This window comes from Breoghania corrubedonensis, from assembly GCF_003053845.1.
Lineage (GTDB): Bacteria > Pseudomonadota > Alphaproteobacteria > Rhizobiales > Stappiaceae > Breoghania > Breoghania corrubedonensis.
The window spans coordinates 124,051-142,235 of record NZ_QAYG01000003.1 but is presented as its reverse complement, the minus strand read 5'-3'; the positions used below and the strand labels follow the sequence as shown (position 1 = coordinate 142,235).

Sequence of the window (18,185 nt, the reverse complement as noted above, 5' to 3'; positions counted from 1 at the left end):
TGATCCTGCCGGAAATCAGGCACCCCGATTACTGGGTCCCGGCTCTCCGCTTCGCTGTGGCCGGGATGACATTTGGGGAAGAGCGACGAACGAAGACAGCCGCAGGGCGCGACGCTCAGTCCTCTGTCGCTCCCCTACTCCACCACTTCCTCCGCCTTCGGCCCGCGGCGCACGATGAAGTCGCCGTCGGCTTCCTGCACCTGACGCAGGCGCTCCTCGGCTTCCGTCGCCTCGCGCTGGCGGGCCCACATGGAGGCGTAGAGCCCGTCCTTCGCAAGCAACTCCGCATGCGTGCCGCGTTCCACGATCCGGCCGGCCTCCAGCACCAGGATCTGGTCGGCACCCACGACCGTGGAGAGCCGATGCGCGATCACCAGTGTCGTGCGGTTCTTCGACACCACGTCGAGCGCCGACTGGATCTCGCGCTCCGTCTGGGTGTCGAGCGCGGAGGTCGCCTCGTCGAGGATCAGGATCGGCGGTGCCTTCAGCAATGTGCGGGCGATCGCCACGCGCTGCTTCTCGCCGCCCGAAAGCTTCAGGCCGCGTTCGCCCACCTCCGTGTCGAAGCCGTGCGGCAGGCTCTCGATGAAGCCGGCGATCTGCGCCATGCGCGCCGCTTCCTCCACTTCCCCATCGTTCGCCGAGGGGCGGCCGTAGCGGACGTTGTAGCGGATGGTATCGTTGAAGAGCACGGTGTCCTGCGGAACCATGCCGATCCGGGCGCGCAGGGTTTCCTGCTGCACCTCGCGCAGGTCCTGCCCGTCGATGGTGATGGCGCCCGATGTCACATCATAAAATCGGAAGATCAGCCGCGAAATGGTCGACTTGCCCGCGCCCGAGGGCCCGACGATCGCGACCGTGTGGCCGCTCGGCACCTCGAAGGAGACGCCCTTCAGGATCTGGCGTTCGGGATCGTAGGCAAAATGCACGTCCTCGAAGCGGATCGTGCCGCCGTCGACCACCAGCGGAGCCGCAGCCGGCGCGTCGACGATCTCGGCCTCCACCGACAGTAGGTCGAACATGTCGGCGATGTCGATCAGCCCCTGGCGCAGTTCGCGGTAGATGTAGCCGATCATGTTGAGCGGGATGGAGAGCTGCATCAGCAGCGCGTTGATCATCACGAAATCGCCAATGGTCTGCTCGCCGGCCATCACCGCGCGCGCCGAAAGCGCCATGCAGGCGCCCATGCCGAGGGTGAAGATCACCGTCTGGCCCATGTTGAGCCAGGCGAGCGACGTCCACGTCTTCACCGCCGCACCCTCGTAGCGCTCCATGGAGACGTCGAAGCGCGCGGCCTCCATCCGCTCGTTGTTGAAGTACTTCACCGTCTCGTAATTCAGAAGCGAGTCGATCGCCTTGGAATTGGCGTCGGTGTCGCTGTCGTTCATCACCTTGCGGATGTTGATGCGCCAGTCCGATGCCCTGACCGTGAACCACACGTAGAGCCATACCGTCACCGCGATCACGCCGACATAGGACCAGGAGAACTGGTAGGCGATGACAGCCGCCATCAGCGCGAATTCCAGCGCGGTCGGAATGGCGTTGAGGATGGTGAAGCGGACGATGGTCTCGATGCCTTTCACACCGCGCTCGATGATGCGCGAGAGCCCGCCCGTGCGCCGGCGCAGGTGAAAGCGCAGCGACAGCTCGTGCATGTGAATGAAAGTCTTGTAGGCGAGCTGGCGCACCGCGTGCTGGCCGACGCGGGCAAACAGCGCGTCGCGCACCTGGTTGAAGGCGATCATCAGCATGCGGCCGACGACATAGGCCGCCACCAGCATCATCGGCGTTACCGCCCACACCGGCAGGCCGAGCCCGCCCGCATCCAGCTCGCCGGTCAGCGCATCGGTTGCCCACTTGAAGCTGTAGGGCACGAGCACGGTAACGATCTTGCCCAGAAGCAGCATCCCCAGCGCCATCACCACGCGGTTCTTCAGGTCCGGCCGATCTGCCGGCCAGATGTAGGGCCAGAGATTGAGGACCGTGCGAAGCGTGGAGGCTTCGTCGACGGTGGCCCGGCGGCCGGGCTTCGCCGCGCCTTCGGGTTCGCTGGTGGTGCCGCTCATCGTCCGGCCTCCGCAACTTCAAGGCCGGCCGTTGCGGACGCACCGGCACTGGCCACGGGGGCGGGCCCGGTCGCGCATTTTTCTTCCGTCTCGCCGAGCAGGGCGAACAGCGCCGCCGAGCCCTCCATGAAGGCCCGCACCGCTTCGCCGTCGAGGCAATAGCAGGAGCGCCGCCCATCGATCTCGCCCCGGATCAGCCCCGCCTCGCGCAGGATGTGGAGATGCTGGGAGACGGTCGACTGGGCCAGCGGCAGCATGCCGACAATATCGCCGCAACAGCGCCGGTCGTTATCGGCAAGCTCACGCAGGATCGCCAGCCGGGCGGGATGGGCAAAGGCCTTGAAACAGGCGGCGAGCCTGTCGTCACTGAGAGAAGACATGAACGTCCTTGGAATTTCTTGTCTCACCCGCCTGAAGGCGGCGCGGCAGCCGGGGCCCGCCGATCGATGATCGTCGATAGACGATGAATTGTACAAATGCAAGTGATTGAAGTGCGCAAGGGGCGGATCGGCGGAACAAGCGCCCCATCCTTCGAGACGCGCTCTGACAAGCGCTCCTCAATGTCTGACCCGGAAATGGTATCGGGTCGGGTCTCCCTATTTCTCCGCCGTCATCCCGGCCTCCGAGCCGGGATCCATGCCGTGAACTATCCACGCGGGAGAAGGTGGAAATCGCAGGAGAATTCACCAACACGTCGTGACGAAAGATCGCGGCATGGATTGCCCGAACTCCGCCGGGCAATGACGGCGGAGGGGTATGAGGGTGAAAGAACACAACCCGACACCATTTTCCGGTTAGACGTCAGGATGACGTTACCCGTGTTGTCGCCTCGATGAAGCCATCAACGCACACGACGTCATCCTGAGGAGGCCTGACAAGGCCGTCTCGAAGGATGGGCCGCAAGCACCGGAAATCCCGCCAGCGGAGCCGCCCGCCTCAGTTGGTCGCGGACGGGTCTTCCCTGTCGCCCTTCCAGGCGTCGTCGCCCACGGGGGTAAGGAACACCTGGCCGGGATAGATCAGGTCCGGGTTGCGGATCTGGCCCTGGTTAGCCTCGTAGATCGTCGTGTAGCGCATGCCCTTGCCGTAGAGCCTGCGGGAGATCGTCCACAGGTTGTCGCCCTTGCGGATGATCACGTTGGGCACGCGGGCGGTGGCGGTGGCGCTCGCGCCCGTACCCTCGCCCGCCTCGCCTTCGGCGGCGACCTGGGTGAGGATCACCGCATCCGGCGCGCGCTCGAAGGTCACCTCGGCGCGCGCAAGCACCGTGCCTTCCGGCCCCTCGACAAGATCCGCGCGCACCTCGTGCTTGCCGGCGGGCACATCGTGTTCGGTCTCCAGCAGCCAGCGACCGTTGGCGCGCGCCGTCGTCTCGCCGAGATAGTCCTTGCCGATGTAGATGCGAAGCCGCGCACCGGGATTGCTGGTGCCGGCAACGAAAATCTTGCCCTTCTCGCTTTCCACCGCATCGACGGTGACATGAAAGCGGGACACGTCGTCCTGCTTTCCTTCACTTGCGCCCGTGGCTGGACTGGACGTGGTGTTGGCATCGCCGGCCGCGACGCTTGCGACCGTGGCTTCGGCGGCCGCCGTGAGCCCCGGATTGTTCCCCTGCTCCGTGCCGGACTTGTCGGCCCTGCCGGTGGCGGAAGACGCGGACGTGCCGCCGGTGGTCGCCGATGCGCCCTCGTCGCTCGAAGCGGCCGGGGTCTCGCTCGCGCCACCCGTGCTTGCCTTGGCGATGGTGGTTTCGCCTGCCGTGTCGCCATCCGAAGGCGCGGCTTCATCGCTCGCGGCGACCTCCTTCTCGCCGGTCGGCGTTGCCTCGGCCATCACCCGGGCCTCATCGCCCGCGCCTTCAACAGCGGATGCCGCGTCCTGTCCGGTTTCGCTCTGCGAGGTCTCAGCGGTCATTGCCGGCGACGCCTTGGAGGCGACCACGGCCGGCTGCCGATCGCCGGGCTTCTGCAGGATCGTGCTGGCTTCGCCCTCGGCGTTCATGACGACGAGAACGTCGCCATTATCCTTGTCGCGGGGAATGGAGACGGTTACGCGCTGGGTCGACTCCGTCGCGGCCTCGCCCTCCTTTTCGGAGTAAATGGCGATATCGTAGTCGCCGGGCCCAAGCGGATCGTCCAGCACGATGGCCCATTCGCCCGCGCTGTTCGATTTCGTCCTGGCGATCACCTTGCCATTGGCGACAAGGGCCACCGTCGCATCCGCTTCGGCAAGTCCAGCTACGACGGCATCTCCCGACGGCTCGACGCGCACCACGTCGAATGTCGGTGCGATCGCCGGTGCGGCCTTGGCGTTGCCGGCCGGGCTCTGGGTGCTTGAACCGGATGCGGTCGATGTCGCGGCATTCGACGTTTGCGCGCCGGAGGCCGTGTTGTCGGCTTGCCCCTTCCCGGACAAGGGGGGCTCCCCGCCGGGCTTTGCCGCTTGCTGCGATCCATTGGCGGCGACCTGCGGCGCCGGCTCGGCTGCCTTGCGGAAGCTGTCGAAATACCCGGCCTGATACCCGAAGATGGCGAGAGCGATCGCGACAGCGATACCGATGAGCCCTGCGAGCAATACCTTGAACATCGAGCCTTCACGCTCCCTGAGACTGGCGGACCGTTCCTTGAGGACCCGCCGGGTCATACCGCCGGCGGCGCGCGCCTTCCCGGCAGCGCCATATTTTTCCGCTAATTCTCCGCATGGTTATACGCCTTTGCCCAGCGCGGCAAGCAAACGGCGGCAAGTCCCTCACGTCACGTTGCTTTTGTCCGCGCAGCTTTGCGGCGCAAGCCTGTCGCCCGGGCTGATTCTCCCTTTGCGATGACGAGGCCTGTCACCGGCATGAAGAATTCGGCCTCGCCGCCCCACCAGCCGGCCGACGCCGCGCGAGGCGCCGCGACGCCTTTCCTCAGCACGAATGCGGAGCCTTGCGAACACAGCTTGACCAGATATCGCGTGCGGTGCCAACCTGAACCCATGACAGACATTCGAAGCATCTGCGTTTATTGCGGTTCCGGCGCCGGCACCGACCCCGCCTACCGCGAAGCGGCCACGGAACTCGGCCGGGAAATGGCCAGAGCCGGAATCCGGCTCGTCTATGGCGGTGGGTCCATCGGGCTGATGGGGATCGTGGCACGATCCGTCCTCGACAATGGTGGCGAGGTGACGGGCATCATCCCGCAGTTCCTGAAGGAACGCGAGGAAATGCTGGAAGACGCCGGTGAGCTCATCGTCACCGAGGACATGCACGAGCGCAAACGGCTGATGTTCGAAAAGGCGGACGCCTTCGTCGCGCTGCCCGGCGGCATCGGAACGCTGGAAGAAACGGTCGAGATGATGACCTGGGCCCAGCTTGGTCAGCATCGCAAACCCGTCCTGCTCGCCAACATCAAGGGTTTCTGGGAGCCATTCCGCCAGTTGCTCGAACACATGCGGCGCGACGGCTTCATCCGCAACGGGCTTGATGTGACCTATCACGTCGCCAATACGGCAGCCGAAATCGTGCCGCATTTGCAGAATGTCGCCGACGGCAAGCGCGACCTTTGCCAGGAAGACGGCGTCTCGCTTTCGCAGCTTTGAACATCGCGCGCGACGGGCAAAGCCGGCGGCCGTCTTGAAGAGCGGCCGCTCGCGCTATTTTCGCGCCTCATTCCCGATGCCCGCCGGCACTCACACCACCGGGTTTTTCGCGGCCTCCGCGGCCGCTTTCGCGCGCCGGCGCAACAAATCGCGGCTGAACACCGCGAGCGACAGCCAGATCAGCGCGAAACTCACCAGCCGCACCGGGTCCAGCGGCTCGCCGAAGACCGCGATCGCCAGCACGAAGTGCAGCGAGGGCGCGAAATATTGCAGGATGCCGATGGTGGTGAGCGGCAGACCGCGCACGCCGCGCGCAAACAGGATCAGCGGCAGCGCCGTCACCACGCCGGAAGCCGCGATAAGCGCCATCATGCCGAGGCCGGGACCGAAAACGAGCGTGCCGTTCATCCCGTGCCACGCGAGGTAGCCGAGCGCGATCGGCGCCAGAACGGTCGCCTCGACCAGAAGGCCCGGCGCGGCCCCGACGTCGACCGTCTTGCGCAGGAAGCCGTAGATCCCGAAGGAGAACGCCAGTGCCAGCGAGATCCAGGGAAAGCTGCCAAGCCCCCAGGCCTGCAACGCGATCGCGACAAACGCGATCGCCACGGCGAGAACCTGCCCCCGGCTCAGACGTTCGCCGAGCAGCACCGTTCCCAGCGCCACGGATACCAGCGGATTGATGAAGTAGCCGAAGGAAATCTCCAGCACCCGATGCGCATCGATGCCGATGATGAAGATCAGCCAGTTGGCGGCGAGGATCGTCGCACTCAGCGTAAGACGCCAGAGCCTGGCCGGATCGGTGAAGACCGCGATCACCTCGTCCAGACGCCGGACAGCGGCCAGCATCGCCCCCACCAGCACGACCGACCAGACGATGCGCTGGGCGACGAGTTGCTCGGCGGGGACTGCATGCAGGACCATGAAATATAGCGGCAGAAGCCCCCACAGGACGTAGGCCCCGACCGCACTGGCATAGGCGGACAGTTCCTCATCCTGGGCGCTGCGCCCGGACGGCAAGATGGTCATGTTTGTTGAATGCGCCGGTCAGGCCGCCGGCGCAGCTCCCTTCAGCAAGCGGTAGGTGATCGAATCCGTCAGAGCCTGGAACGAGGCATCGACGATATTAGGCGACACGCCGACGGTGAACCAGCGCTCGTCGGTCTTTTCGTCCATGCTCTCGATCAGCACTCGGGTGATGGCTTCCGTACCACCATTGAGGATACGCACCTTGAAGTCCATCAGCACGAGGTTCTCTATCTCGCTCTGATACTTGCCGAGATCCTTGCGCATGGCGATGTCGAGCGCGTTGACCGGGCCGTTGCCCTCCGCCACCGACATGTGCTCCTCGCCGTCGATGACGAGCTTCACGACCGCTTCCGACATCGTGACCAGTTCGCCGACCGCGTTGTAGCGGCGCTCGACCATGACGCGAAAGCTCTTCACGTCGAAGAACTTCGGCACCTCGCCCAGATGGCGCATGGCGAGCAGCGAGAACGAGGCATCCGCCGCCTCGTAGGCATAGCCCAGCGCCTCGCGCTCCTTCACCTCGCGCAGCAACCCGTCGAGCCGGCGGTCGGAGGGATCGGCCGCAATCCCCAGCGACTTGAGCTGGCTGACGAGGTTCGACTTGCCGGCCTGATCGGACACCAGAACGTGCCGGCGATTGCCGACGCGCTCGGGCGCCACATGCTCGTAGGTCCTGGGGTCCTTCAGGATGGCGGAGGCGTGGATGCCGGCCTTGGTGGCAAACGCCGCCGCTCCGACATAGGGCGCGTGACGGTCGGGCGCGCGGTTCAGCAACTCGTCGAACGAGCGCGAGAACTGCGTGAGCTTGGAAAGCGCATCCTCGCTCACCCCCACCTCGAAGCGCTCCGCATAGTCGCGCTTGAGCATCAGGGTCGGGATCAGCGTGACGAGATTGGCATTGCCGCAGCGCTCGCCAATGCCGTTGAGCGTGCCCTGGATCTGGCGCACGCCGGCCTTGACGGCGGCCAGCGAATTGGCGACCGCCTGCTCGGTGTCGTTGTGGGCGTGGATGCCGAGGTGATCGCCCGGCACGAACCGCGTCACGTCGGCGACGATGGCCTCGATCTCGTCGGGCAGCGTGCCGCCATTGGTGTCGCACAGCACCACCCAGCGCGCACCCGCCTCATAGGCCGCCTTCGCGCAGGCCACCGCATAGTCGCGATTGGCCTTGTAGCCGTCGAAGAAGTGCTCGCAATCGACGAGCGCCTCCTTGCCGGCGGCCACGGCGGCGGCGACCGACTGGCGGATGCCGTCGAGGTTTTCCTCGTTGGTGGTCGCGAGCGCCACCTTGACGTGGAAGTCCCAGGACTTGGCGACAAAGCAGATCGCATCCGATTGCGCCTGCAAAAGCCCTTGCAGGCCGGGATCGTTTTCGACCGACCGGCCGGCCCGCTTGGTCATGCCGAAGGCGGTGAAAGCCGCCGCCTTCGTGCGCTTCTTCTGGAAGAAGGCGGTATCCATCGGATTGGCGCCGGGATAGCCGCCCTCGACATAGTCGATGCCGAGCTTGTCCAGCATGTCCGCAATCGCAATCTTGTCCTCAAGCGAAAAGTCGATGCCGTTGGTCTGGGCACCGTCGCGCAAGGTGGTGTCGAAGAGATAGAGCCGCTCGCGGGCGGTGGTCTTCGAAGATTCAGCGTTCACGGACATGGGAATGTTCAGCCTTTTGTCTGGCGAGGCGTTTCGTGTCTTGTCAGGTATTGTCGGCAAAGCGATCCGTTGCACGGATGAGCTGGTTGAGAATGCCGGGCTCGGAGAAGGCGTGGCCGGCGGCCTCGATCAGGTGGAACTCCGCCTCCGGCCAGGCCTTGTGCAGGTCCCACGCGGTCACGGCAGGCGTCGCCATGTCGTAGCGGCCCTGCACGATCACGCCCGGAATGCCCTTCAGCTTGTGGGCATCGCGGATGAGCTGGCCCTCGTCCAGCCAGCCGCCGTGGACGAAATAGTGGTTCTCGATGCGCGCGAAGGCCAGCGCGAAGTGGCCGTCCTTGAACTTCTCCGAGGTGCCGGGATCGGGGTTCAGCGTCAGCGTCTCGCCTTCCCAGATCGCCCAGGCCTTGGCGGCCTCCAGCTTGACCTCCTCGTTGTCGCCCACCAGCCGGCGGCGATAGGCGGCCATCATGTCGCCGCGCTCGTCCTCGGGGATGGGGGCCAGGAAACGCTCCCACTTTTCGGGATGAAGCATCGAGGCGCCGGACTGGTAGTACCATTCCAGCTCGAAGCGGCGCAGGGTGAAGATCCCGCGCATGATAAGCTCGCTGACGTGTTCCGGATGCGTCTCGGCATAGGCCAGCGCCAGCGCGGAGCCCCACGAGCCGCCGAAGACCTGCCACTTGTCCACGCCGACCATTTCGCGCAGCCGCTCGATATCGGCGACCAGATGCCAGGTGGTGTTGGCCTCGAGCCTGGCATGCGGGCGCGAACGGCCGCAGCCGCGCTGATCGAACAACAGGATGTCGTAGCGCGCGGGATCGAACTGCCGGCGATGGTTGACGGAAAAGCCGCCGCCGGGTCCGCCGTGCAGGAAGACGACGGGCTTGGCGCCCTTCGTGCCGCATCGCTCCCAGTAGATCTCATGGCCGTCGCCGACATCGAGATAGCCGGTCTCGTATGGCTCGATCGGCGGGTAGAGGGTGGCTAGATCGCTCATTTCTTCTCCTTTGCGGACGGCTTTGGGGCTTCGTCGGCCGGCGGCCAGTCGCGCGTGTCGTGATCCGGGTGCTGATAGGACACCAGGGTTGTCAGAAAATCGGCCGATTCCGGGTCGTCCAGGGACGTCATCCCGGAGAGACAGTGAAGCCGGTCGACATAAGAAATCTTTGCCTCCAGCCCGAACTGGACGGTCGGCACGATTGTCTCGGGCGCATCGAAGGCACCGATGGCAAGGGCGATCCCGTCGGGCGCCTCATAGGTCAGCGGCGTCCCGCATTTCTCGCAAAAGCCGCGCCGCACATGGTTCGATGACTGGAAATGGGATGGCGCGCCGCGGGTCCATGTGAGGTCCTCGGCGCCAGCCGAGACGAGCGGCGCATAGAAGGCGCCGAACGCCTTCTGGCACATGCGGCAATGGCAGATGGAGGCCTGGCCGAGCGGACCGGAAACGGCAAACCGCACCGCGCCGCACTGGCATCCGCCGGTTCGGGGAGATGTATCGTCTACCGTCATTCCCGATCTCCTATCAAATCCACCATCATCCGTGCGGTTTCCGCTTGTTCCCCTCTCCCCCCTTGCGGGGGAGATGTCGGCGCCAGCCGACAGAGGGGGGGGAAGCCGCTTGCTCCAAGCCTGCCGCTAGTACCCCCCTCTGCCCCTGACGGGGCATCTCCCCCACAAGGGGGGAGAGGGGAACAAGCGGCAAGCTTTCAGATCATCGCCCCCTACCGCGCCAACTCCCACTTCGTTTCCAGTTCGCCCGTCTGCGGGTTCTTGCCGTCCATCAGCACCACGCCCATGGCGACGAGCTCATCGCGGATGCGGTCGGATTCGGCCCAGTTCTTGGCCGTGCGAGCCGCAATACGGGCGGCGATCAATGCCTCCACGCGTGCGGCGAACTCCGGATCGGCTTCAGCTGCCTCGGCCCTCTGGGCAACTGCGTCGCGCCAGTTCTCCGGCATCAGGCCGAGGAATGCCGCCGCATCGGCGAGCTTCTGCGCAGCCTCCGCATCGCCGGCGCGCGCGGCACGCGCGAAGCCATGCAATGCGGCGATCGCGCTCGGGGTGTTCAGATCCTCGCACAGGGCCTCGACCACCTCGGCTGGAGGCGCGCCCGCCTCATGCGGCGTCACGCCGGAAATGAGCTTCGCCCAGCGTTCGATGAGCTTGACCGCCTCCTCCAGCCCCTTCTGGGTGAAGTCGAGCGGCTGGCGGTAGTGGGCCGACATCAGCGTCAGCCGCACGGCCGCGCCGGACCAGGTGCGCCCGCCGACCTTGTCGCTCTCCAGCAGTTCGTGAACGGTGATGAAGTTGCCGAGCGATTTCGACATCTTCTCGCCTTCCACCTGCAGAAAGCCGTTGTGCATCCAGTAGTTCGCCATTCTCGCCGTGCCATGGGCGCAGCACGACTGGGCGATCTCGTTCTCGTGGTGGGGAAACGTCAGGTCAATGCCGCCGCCATGGATGTCGAAGACCTCGCCCAGATGCTTGCCGGCCATGGCCGAGCACTCGATGTGCCAGCCGGGACGCCCGTCGGTCTCGATGCCGCAGGGGCTCGGCCAGGAGGGCTCGCCCTGCTTCGACGGCTTCCACAGAACGAAGTCCATCGGGTCCTTCTTGTAGGGCGCGATCTCGACGCGGGCGCCGGCCACCATGTCCTCCAGCGAGCGGCCGGAAAGCTTACCGTAGTCGGCCATCTTGCCAACCTCGAACAGCACATGCCCTTCGGCCACGTAGGCGAAGCCGTTGGCGACGAGCCGCTCGATCAGCGCCTTCATCTCCTCGATGTGCTCGGTCGCGCGCGGCTCCACTGTGGGCAGCAGCGCGCCGAGCGCGGCCATGTCGGCGTGATACTGGGCAGCCGTCGTCTCCGTCACCTCGCGGATGGTGCGGCGCTCCGCTTCCGCGCGTGCGTTGATCTTGTCATCAACGTCGGTGATGTTGCGCACATAGGTGACGTGATCCGTGCCGTAGAGGTAGCGCAGCAGACGAAACAGCGTGTCGAAGACAACGACAGGACGCGCGTTACCGATATGCGCGTAGTCATAGACCGTCGGCCCACAGACATACATGCGCACGTTCGCCGCATCGATTGGCGTGAAGGCTTCCTTAACGCGCGTAAGCGTATTGTAAATAATCAGGTCCATGGGCACCCCGTTCAACGGCGCTAGCGGGGCGCTAGCCGGGGCGTTCGTCATGCGATTTCGGGCAGGAGGAAACGGCCACAGCCAGCGTTGTCGCTAGCCGCAAATGATCTCGTCGCTAATGCGAATGATGTTGACCGTGTTCATTGCCAAGCGGTGTAAGGCGCATCGGCGGCCGGGTCAAGTCGAACGATCGGGATGAACGGTCACTGAACGGTGCCCTAATGACGCATTCAGGCCATGTCGGCCACCATCGATACATTCGGAAACAGTCGTGAGTACCGGAAATGTCGAAATTCATGATCATGGGCGATGCGAGCGGCGTTCACGGGACAACGCACCCCCGCCCGCACCGTCTTTCCAGTCGGCCACGGATGCGGCCCGACCTCGGTTCCAGCATTCGCGCCAGCGTGCGCCCCGGCGACAGGTTCGGCCGCGGGGAAATGACCATGGGCGAGAAGGTGAAGGCCATCCTCGCCGGGATCGTCATCGGATTGATGCTGGCCGCGCCTGTCGCCGCGCTGGTGGCGGTGGCCGGGAACAACAATCCCGGCATCTTTCACGATCTGTCGCCCTGGTCGTTCGCACCGCCGCGCTAAGGTGTGGCCCCGGAAACGAGACAGGAAGGCGACGTTCAGGCCGGCGCATGTCAGTCGTCCAGATAGTCGCCGCATTTCGCCGGCATCTGGTCGCCCCAGGGCATGATCGGCACGGTGGAGGTGGAATTCTTCGGCGATCCCTCCACCAGCTTGTCGGAATAAACGACGTAGACCAGCACGTTTCGCCTGGCGTCGCAGCCGCGCACGATCCGCATCTTCTTGAAGAACAGCGAGCGGCGCTGGCGGAACATTTCCTCGCCCTGCTCGAATTTTCCCTTGAACGAAATGGGCCCCACCTGTCGGCAGGCGAGCGAAATGTCGGAAACTTCCTCCGCCACGCCGAGCCAGCCCGAAATGCCGCCCTTTTCCGGCACCGTGAAGTGACAGGCAACGCCTTCCACGAGCGGGTCATCGACCGCGTAGGTGGCAAGCTTGTGGTCGGGGGTCAGGAACTTCCACACGGTGGAGCGCTTGAAGATCAGCTCCGGCTCGTCCGCCGCCCGGGCCCCCGTGCCCGCAACCATCGATATTCCCGCCACCATGGCCACCGCCGCGATTGCTGTTATCGTAGGCGCGATCAGCGCGCGAAAAGCCTTGCGCATTGTCCATCCTCTCATCGAGATTTCTCTGGGCGTTCCTGCCCGGAGTGTCGCTCATGTAGGCGCCGTGGCGGCACTTTACGAGTGCTTGCGCCTCGTTCAACGCTTTCGCCGCATCGCGAACCCGAGCATGGCGAAAAACAGGGCGACAACTGACAACGCCAGAAAGGCCCACTTGTAGCCGGACGTGCGGTTCAGTTCCTCCAGCAACCGGATGGACAGGCCATCGCCCTGCCCCAGCATGCGGAAGACCAGAATGTTCTCCCAGAAATCGAATGCGGCGGCAAGGAATGGAGCGACAAGGAAGACCGAGCCGACCGCGGAGCGGATGCGCCGGCCGGCCGGCTGGCGGCGGCGCATTTCGTAAGGGCTTGGATGCTGTCCCCAGGTATCGGGAATGCCGCGCAGCCACACGATCGCGCAACCGATGCCGGCGCCATAGGCCACGACCAACACCATATCGAGCGGTATCAGCACATATCGGTAAAGGGAGCGTCCGCGTTCGCCCAGCGCCAGCATCAGGTCGCGCGCCTGATCGAAGGTCATCGAGCCCTTGTAAAAATCGAAGGGAAGCTGGCCGGCAGGCAGCATCGCGGGCAACACGACCAACCATATCGCGGCGACTATCACCAGCGACAGGGCGAGACCGGCAAGGGCGATATGGGCAATCATGCGTCGGGTCATGACACAACCTGTGCCAAGCCGGAGAAGTGTTTTCAATTGAAATCGCGCGAACTCCCAGCCATCTTCGCAACGGTTCACCGAGCGCCTGCCACTTGCACCCCTCTCCCCCCTTGTGGGGGAGATGTCGGCGTAGCCGACAGAGGGGGGTGAGGCGGCGTGTTCGGAGCAAGCGGCATTACCCCCCTCTGTCACGCGAAGGCGTGACATCTCCCCCACACGGGGGAGAGGGGTGCAAGCACCGGCTCCCGACCAATCCTCCGATCCCAACCAAGCCCAAAGCCGTGCCCGCCCCCCCCTCAAAGCTCCGTCTTCGCAAGCGCGACGGCCTGTTCCAGCACGCAGATATCGCCGACATGATTGGCGAGCAGCAACACGAGACGGGCGTTGAGATCGGCGCTTTGTGTCTCGCTCAGATCGCGATGGGCATCGACCAGCATGTTGTAGGCCGCATCCGGGTCGGCAAGCTGGGTGGTGGTGATGAGATCTGTCATGGCGGGATCTCCTGTCATACGGTGACCGGTACGCGGCCCTTGGCCCGGGCGATCGCGTCGGCCACCTTCTGTGCCTCGAAATGGCGGAAGCGTGCGGCGAGATGCTGGTCGGGGCGAATGACGTAGGTCGCCCCCGGCGTCGCGTCGAAGCGGCGGCGGAACTGGCCTGTCTCGTCGAAGATCTCGCCGCCGATGATGCGCAGGTCCGCGCCGTCGACCGCGTTGGGAGCCGTGCCGTTGGCCACATGCAGCACCGTGAAGCCGTCCGCCAGTTCGTCAAGCAGCCAAGTGTCGCTGCCATCGGCTTTTCTGAGCGGCGCATCGGGCACCGGCGCGCCAAGCCTGGCGGAGCCGGAGAACGGCTCCGCATCGGCCGTCGCGAGATCGGCCGGATAGGTGGCGGGCATCGACAGGCGACCCGAATTCACCATCTTGCGGGCGAATTGCGTGCGCGAGGCGAGGTTGAGCACGGCGTTGCGCAAGGTGCGCTCCATCGGCGTCTTGGGCGCGATGAAATCGGTGGAACGCGTGGAATGGCCGATGTTCTCGTCCGCCGCAAATGACCGTTCGGCATCGTAGCTCTCCATCAGCGCCGCGTCGGCCTCCCCCTTCAGGACGAGATCGAGCTTCCAGACGAGGTTCTCCGCATCCTGCACGCCGGAATTCGCGCCGCGTGCGCCGAACGGCGAGACCTGGTGCGCGCTGTCGCCGCAGAACACCACGTGACCGTGCACGAACCGGTCGATGCGGCGGCACTGGAAGGAATAGAGCGAGACCCATTCCAGCTCGAAATTGCGGTGCCCCAGCATGCGCTCGATGCGCGGAACGACGTTCTCCGGCTTCTGCTCGACCTCCGGATCCGCCTCGGGACCCAGTTGCAGGTCGATGCGCCAGACATCGTCGGGCTGCTTGTGCAGCAGCGCCGACTGACCGGCATGGAACGGCGGATCGAACCAGAACCAGCGCTCGGCCGGAAAATCGGCCGTCATCTTCACGTCGGCGATGAGAAACCGGTCGTCGAAGACCTCGCCGCGGAATTCCAGCCCCAGCATGTCGCGCACGGGGGACTTGGCGCCGTCGCAGGCGATCAGCCAGTCCGCGTCGATGTCGTATGCCCCTTCGGGGGTCTCGACGGTAAGGCGGACGCCATCGGGCCGGTTGTCGATCGCGGTTACCTTGTTGCGCCAGCGCAGGTCAACGCCCGGCAGTTCCGCGATCCGCTCCACCAGATAAAGCTCGGCGTAATATTGCTGCAGGTTGATGAAGGCCGGCATCTTGTGGCCGTCCTCGGGCAAGAGGTCGAACTGGTAGACGAGATCGTCGTGCAGGAAGTTCTTGCCGACCTGCCAGGTGACGCCCTTGTCGACCATCGGCCGGGCGACGCCGAGCCGGTCCCAGATCTCCAGCGTGCGCTGGGCAAAGCAGATGGCGCGCGAGCCTTCGCCGATGCGGTCGGCATCGTCGAGGATCACCACCTCGTTGCCGCGCATGGCCAGATCGATTGCGACCGTCATGCCCACCGGCCCGGCGCCCACCACGACGACCGCGTGGCGGGCCGGGGCACCGGTTGCGGCGAATACGTCCTGATCGATTGAGCGCGCATATCCGAACTGGTAGAGCGCCTTGCGCGCACCGGCGCCCATGCCGGCAGGCGCAGCCGAACCCGTGGCTCCGGGTGCTGCCATGATTTCCTCCCAAAACTTCGCGCCGCACCATTTATAACGTTACGGCAGTTTTCCGACTTTGAGCCAGATCATCCCGGCCGCCTCCCAACGGCGGGGATGATGTACGCGCTCTGAAAAAGCCCCCCAGCGTCACCCCGGATCTGCGATGCGGCGCGCAGTGCCACATCGCAGATCCGGGGCCGAGGCACCATGTTCACCAAGAACCCGGCCCCGGCGACTGCGGAGCGAGATCCCGGGTCTGCGGAGCAGCGTTTCACGCTGCACCACGCCCGGGATGACACCGAGAGTGCCGTTGCAGCAAGGACGACCTCGGCGCGCCGCACTCCCGCCATGCCGCCCCTCGCCCCCTATTCGCCGTGCTGCAACGAAGCCCACATCTCGCGGTCGCGCTCGGCGGTCCAGATCTGCGGATGGTCGAGGCCCTTTGCCTCGTCATAGGCGCGCGCGACGTTGAAGGGCAGGCAATGCTCGTGGATGGCGAAGGAGCCGAATTTCGGGTCCATCGCGGTGCGCGCCGCATCGAACGCCTCCTTCAGGCTGCGCCCCTCTGCGACCGACGCCGAGACCGAGGTGTAGAGCGTCGTCAGGAAATCCCGCGTCAGCGCGATGCCATCGGCGACCATCTGCGGCGAGGTCAGCGCATCGCCGCGCCCCGGCACAACGGCCCTGGGCTCGAAGGCGGCCAGACGGTCGAGCGTCTTGGGCCAGTCGGCGAAATGGGCATCGCCGCAATAGCAGGCGGAATGATACTCCACCAGATCGCCGGAGAACATCACGCCCGCGTCTGGCACCCACACGACAATATCGCCCATGGTGTGGCCACGGCCCAGATGCATGATCTTCACTTCGCGCTTGCCGAGCCAGACGGTCATCGACGAGCCGAAGGTGAGCGTCGGCCAGGTGAGGCCGGGAATGGAATCCGCGCCCTGGAAGAGCCGGGGAAAGCGTCCCTGCTCGCTGTCCCAGTCCTGCTGACCGCGCTCCACGATCAAGCGGTAGGTGAGATCGGAGGAAATGATCTCGCTGGCGCCATAGGCCGAGGCGCCGAGCACGCGCACCGCGTGATAATGCGACAGCACCACATGCTTGATCGGCTTGTCGGTGACGGTGCGGATGTACTCGATCACTTTTTGCGCCATGGCGGGCGTCGCCTGCGTGTCGATCACCATGACGCTCTCGTCACCGACGATGATGCCGGTGTTGGGATCGCCTTGCGCGGTGAAGGCGTAGCAGCCGGCGCCAATCTCGGAGAAGGAGACAACCTTCTCCTCCATGTCGCCGGCGGATGCGAATTGCTTGCTCATGGCTTTCTCCCAATTGGCCGAATGCGCGTTTGGCACTTCTGATCGGCCATGAATTTGTAACCGTCAACGAGGGGCCGCAACGGGTGGGCATCACGGCTCGGACCCCATCCGTCGAGATGGATCCCTTTACACCGCCTTCTCCGCCGTCATCACCCGGCTTTGTCCGGGGGTGATCCATTTTAGTCGGCAGCACGCGCGGCTCGCCTGTGGATTGCCCGGACTGCGCCGGGCAATGACGACGACAAGCAGAGAGCCGGGCCCCTACCCCTCGTACTGCTCCACCACCTGATCGATCGCGCCGAAGACCGAACGTCCGTCGGCGTCCTTCATCTCGATGCGCACGCGATCGCCGAAGCTCATGAAGGGGGTTTTCGCCGCGCCCTCGACGATCGTCTCCACCATGCGCTGTTCCGCGATGCAGGCATAGCCGACGCCGCCCTCGCCGATCATCTTGCCCGGCCCGCCGTCGAGCTTGTTGGAAATGGTACCCGAACCGATGACGCAGCCGGCCCCCAGCGGTCGCGTCTTCGCCGCATGGGAAATGAGGCGTGGCAGATCGAAGGTCATGTCGGTGTCGCAGCGCGCCTTGCCGAAAGCCTTGCCGTTGTATTCGACCAGCATCGGCAGCGCGATCGTGCCGCCGGTCCAGGCCTCGCCCAGCTCGTCCGGCGTCACCGCGACGGGGCCGAATGCCGAAGACGGCTTGGACTGGAAGAAGCCGAAGCCCTTGCCGAGTTCGCCGGGGATGAGGTTCCTGAGCGAGACGTCGTTGACCAGCATCAAGAGCTTGATGTGGTGGCCGGCCTGCTCGGGCGCGATGCCCATCGGCACGTCGTCGGTAACAACTGCGATCTCCGCCTCGAAATCGATGCCCCAGGCCTCGTCCGCCAGACGGATCGGATTGCGCGGCGCGATGAAGGTGTCCGAGCCGCCCTGATACATCAGCGGATTGGTCCAGAAGCTTGACGGCATCTCCGCGCCGCGCGACTTGCGCACCAGTTCCACGTGATTGACATAGGCCGAGCCATCCGCCCACTGGTAGGCGCGCGGCAGCGGCGACAGGCATTGCGTCTCGTCGAAGGGCTCGCCCGGGATCTGGTCGATGTCGAGCCGCATGGACAGATCCCGCAAGCCCTTCTCCGCTTGCGTCCAGTTGTCCAGCGCCTGCTGCATCGTGCCGGCGACCGTGCCCGCGGGCGTGTAGCGGGAAAGATCTCGGGAGACGACGACCAACTGTCCGTCGCGCGTGCCGTCGCGCAGCGTTGCGAGCTTCATGAATTTCTCCTCACCATTTTTCGGCACTCTTGCGAAAGGTGCCAAGGATATCTGAGACTAGACCGTGAAAATGCAACCGTC

At 65.0% G+C, this 18,185-nt stretch carries 16 protein-coding genes; 2 read left to right on the top strand and 14 right to left on the bottom strand.

Annotated elements, in window-relative coordinates:
• Positions 1 to 134: 134 nt before the first annotated feature.
• From C8N35_RS11135 to C8N35_RS11125, 3 genes are all read right to left on the bottom strand, one after another.
• Positions 135 to 2,066, bottom strand: coding sequence for an ABCB family ABC transporter ATP-binding protein/permease (locus tag C8N35_RS11135; protein ID WP_107989767.1), 1,932 nt, complete (start codon positions 2,064 to 2,066; stop codon positions 135 to 137).
• Positions 2,063 to 2,446, bottom strand: coding sequence for an ArsR/SmtB family transcription factor (locus tag C8N35_RS11130; RefSeq protein WP_107989766.1), 384 nt, complete (start codon positions 2,444 to 2,446; stop codon positions 2,063 to 2,065). The genes C8N35_RS11135 and C8N35_RS11130 overlap by 4 nt, the downstream gene beginning before the upstream one ends.
• A 556-nt stretch (positions 2,447 to 3,002) precedes the next feature.
• A complete protein-coding gene (locus C8N35_RS11125) occupies positions 3,003 to 4,652 on the bottom strand; it encodes a LysM peptidoglycan-binding domain-containing protein (RefSeq protein ID WP_170122077.1) in 1,650 nt (549 codons plus the stop codon).
• A gap of 390 nt (positions 4,653 to 5,042) precedes the next feature.
• Here C8N35_RS11125 and C8N35_RS11115 point away from each other — a divergent pair, with 390 nt between their 5' ends.
• Positions 5,043 to 5,645, top strand: a complete 603-nt coding sequence (locus tag C8N35_RS11115; protein WP_107989763.1) for an LOG family protein — start codon at positions 5,043 to 5,045, stop codon at positions 5,643 to 5,645.
• A gap of 90 nt (positions 5,646 to 5,735) precedes the next feature.
• On the opposite strand, the gene rarD is transcribed toward C8N35_RS11115, so the two are convergent.
• The 5 genes from rarD to cysS all read right to left on the bottom strand — a co-directional run bounded on the left by rarD (position 5,736) and on the right by cysS (position 11,470).
• A complete protein-coding gene (rarD, locus tag C8N35_RS11110) occupies positions 5,736 to 6,671 on the bottom strand; it encodes an EamA family transporter RarD (RefSeq protein WP_107989762.1) in 936 nt (311 codons plus the stop codon).
• Between the two features lie 18 nt (positions 6,672 to 6,689).
• Complete coding sequence (gene cimA / locus C8N35_RS11105) at positions 6,690 to 8,321, bottom strand: citramalate synthase (RefSeq protein ID WP_107989761.1); 1,632 nt, start codon at positions 8,319 to 8,321, stop codon at positions 6,690 to 6,692.
• 43 nt (positions 8,322 to 8,364) lie between these two features.
• Positions 8,365 to 9,321 (bottom strand): prolyl aminopeptidase, encoded by a 957-nt coding sequence (gene pip, locus C8N35_RS11100; protein ID WP_107989760.1) that lies wholly within the window; start codon positions 9,319 to 9,321, stop codon positions 8,365 to 8,367.
• Complete coding sequence (locus C8N35_RS11095; protein ID WP_107989759.1) at positions 9,318 to 9,836, bottom strand: GFA family protein; 519 nt, start codon at positions 9,834 to 9,836, stop codon at positions 9,318 to 9,320. Before C8N35_RS11095 ends, pip begins: the two co-directional genes overlap by 4 nt.
• Positions 9,837 to 10,048: 212 nt before the next feature.
• Complete coding sequence (gene cysS, locus C8N35_RS11090; RefSeq protein WP_107989758.1) at positions 10,049 to 11,470, bottom strand: cysteine--tRNA ligase; 1,422 nt, start codon at positions 11,468 to 11,470, stop codon at positions 10,049 to 10,051.
• 284 nt (positions 11,471 to 11,754) lie between these two features.
• Between cysS and C8N35_RS11085 the strand changes: the two genes are divergently transcribed.
• Entirely contained in the window at positions 11,755 to 12,066 is a 312-nt protein-coding gene (locus C8N35_RS11085) for a hypothetical protein (RefSeq protein WP_107989757.1), read from the top strand.
• Between the two features lie 50 nt (positions 12,067 to 12,116).
• On the opposite strand, the gene C8N35_RS11080 is transcribed toward C8N35_RS11085, so the two are convergent.
• The 6 genes from C8N35_RS11080 to C8N35_RS11055 form a co-directional block, all read right to left on the bottom strand.
• Positions 12,117 to 12,608, bottom strand: a complete 492-nt coding sequence (locus C8N35_RS11080) for a CreA family protein (protein WP_107989976.1) — start codon at positions 12,606 to 12,608, stop codon at positions 12,117 to 12,119.
• 156 nt (positions 12,609 to 12,764) lie between these two features.
• Positions 12,765 to 13,349 carry a hypothetical protein gene (locus C8N35_RS11075; protein ID WP_107989756.1) on the bottom strand — a complete coding sequence of 195 codons (585 nt, stop codon included), beginning with the start codon at positions 13,347 to 13,349 and terminating at the stop codon, positions 12,765 to 12,767.
• 296 nt (positions 13,350 to 13,645) lie between these two features.
• Positions 13,646 to 13,840: a DUF2783 domain-containing protein gene (locus C8N35_RS11070; protein ID WP_107989755.1), complete on the bottom strand. Its 195-nt coding sequence runs from the start codon at positions 13,838 to 13,840 to the stop codon at positions 13,646 to 13,648.
• A 14-nt stretch (positions 13,841 to 13,854) separates the two neighbouring features.
• Complete coding sequence (locus tag C8N35_RS11065) at positions 13,855 to 15,483, bottom strand: FAD-dependent oxidoreductase (protein ID WP_107989975.1); 1,629 nt, start codon at positions 15,481 to 15,483, stop codon at positions 13,855 to 13,857.
• Positions 15,484 to 15,872: 389 nt separating this feature from the next.
• Entirely contained in the window at positions 15,873 to 16,829 is a 957-nt protein-coding gene (locus tag C8N35_RS11060; protein WP_107989754.1) for an MBL fold metallo-hydrolase, read from the bottom strand.
• A gap of 261 nt (positions 16,830 to 17,090) precedes the next feature.
• On the bottom strand, positions 17,091 to 18,104 hold the full coding sequence (locus tag C8N35_RS11055; RefSeq protein WP_107989753.1) for a fumarylacetoacetate hydrolase family protein: 1,014 nt from the start codon (positions 18,102 to 18,104) through the stop codon (positions 17,091 to 17,093).
• Positions 18,105 to 18,185: the final 81 nt, after the last annotated feature.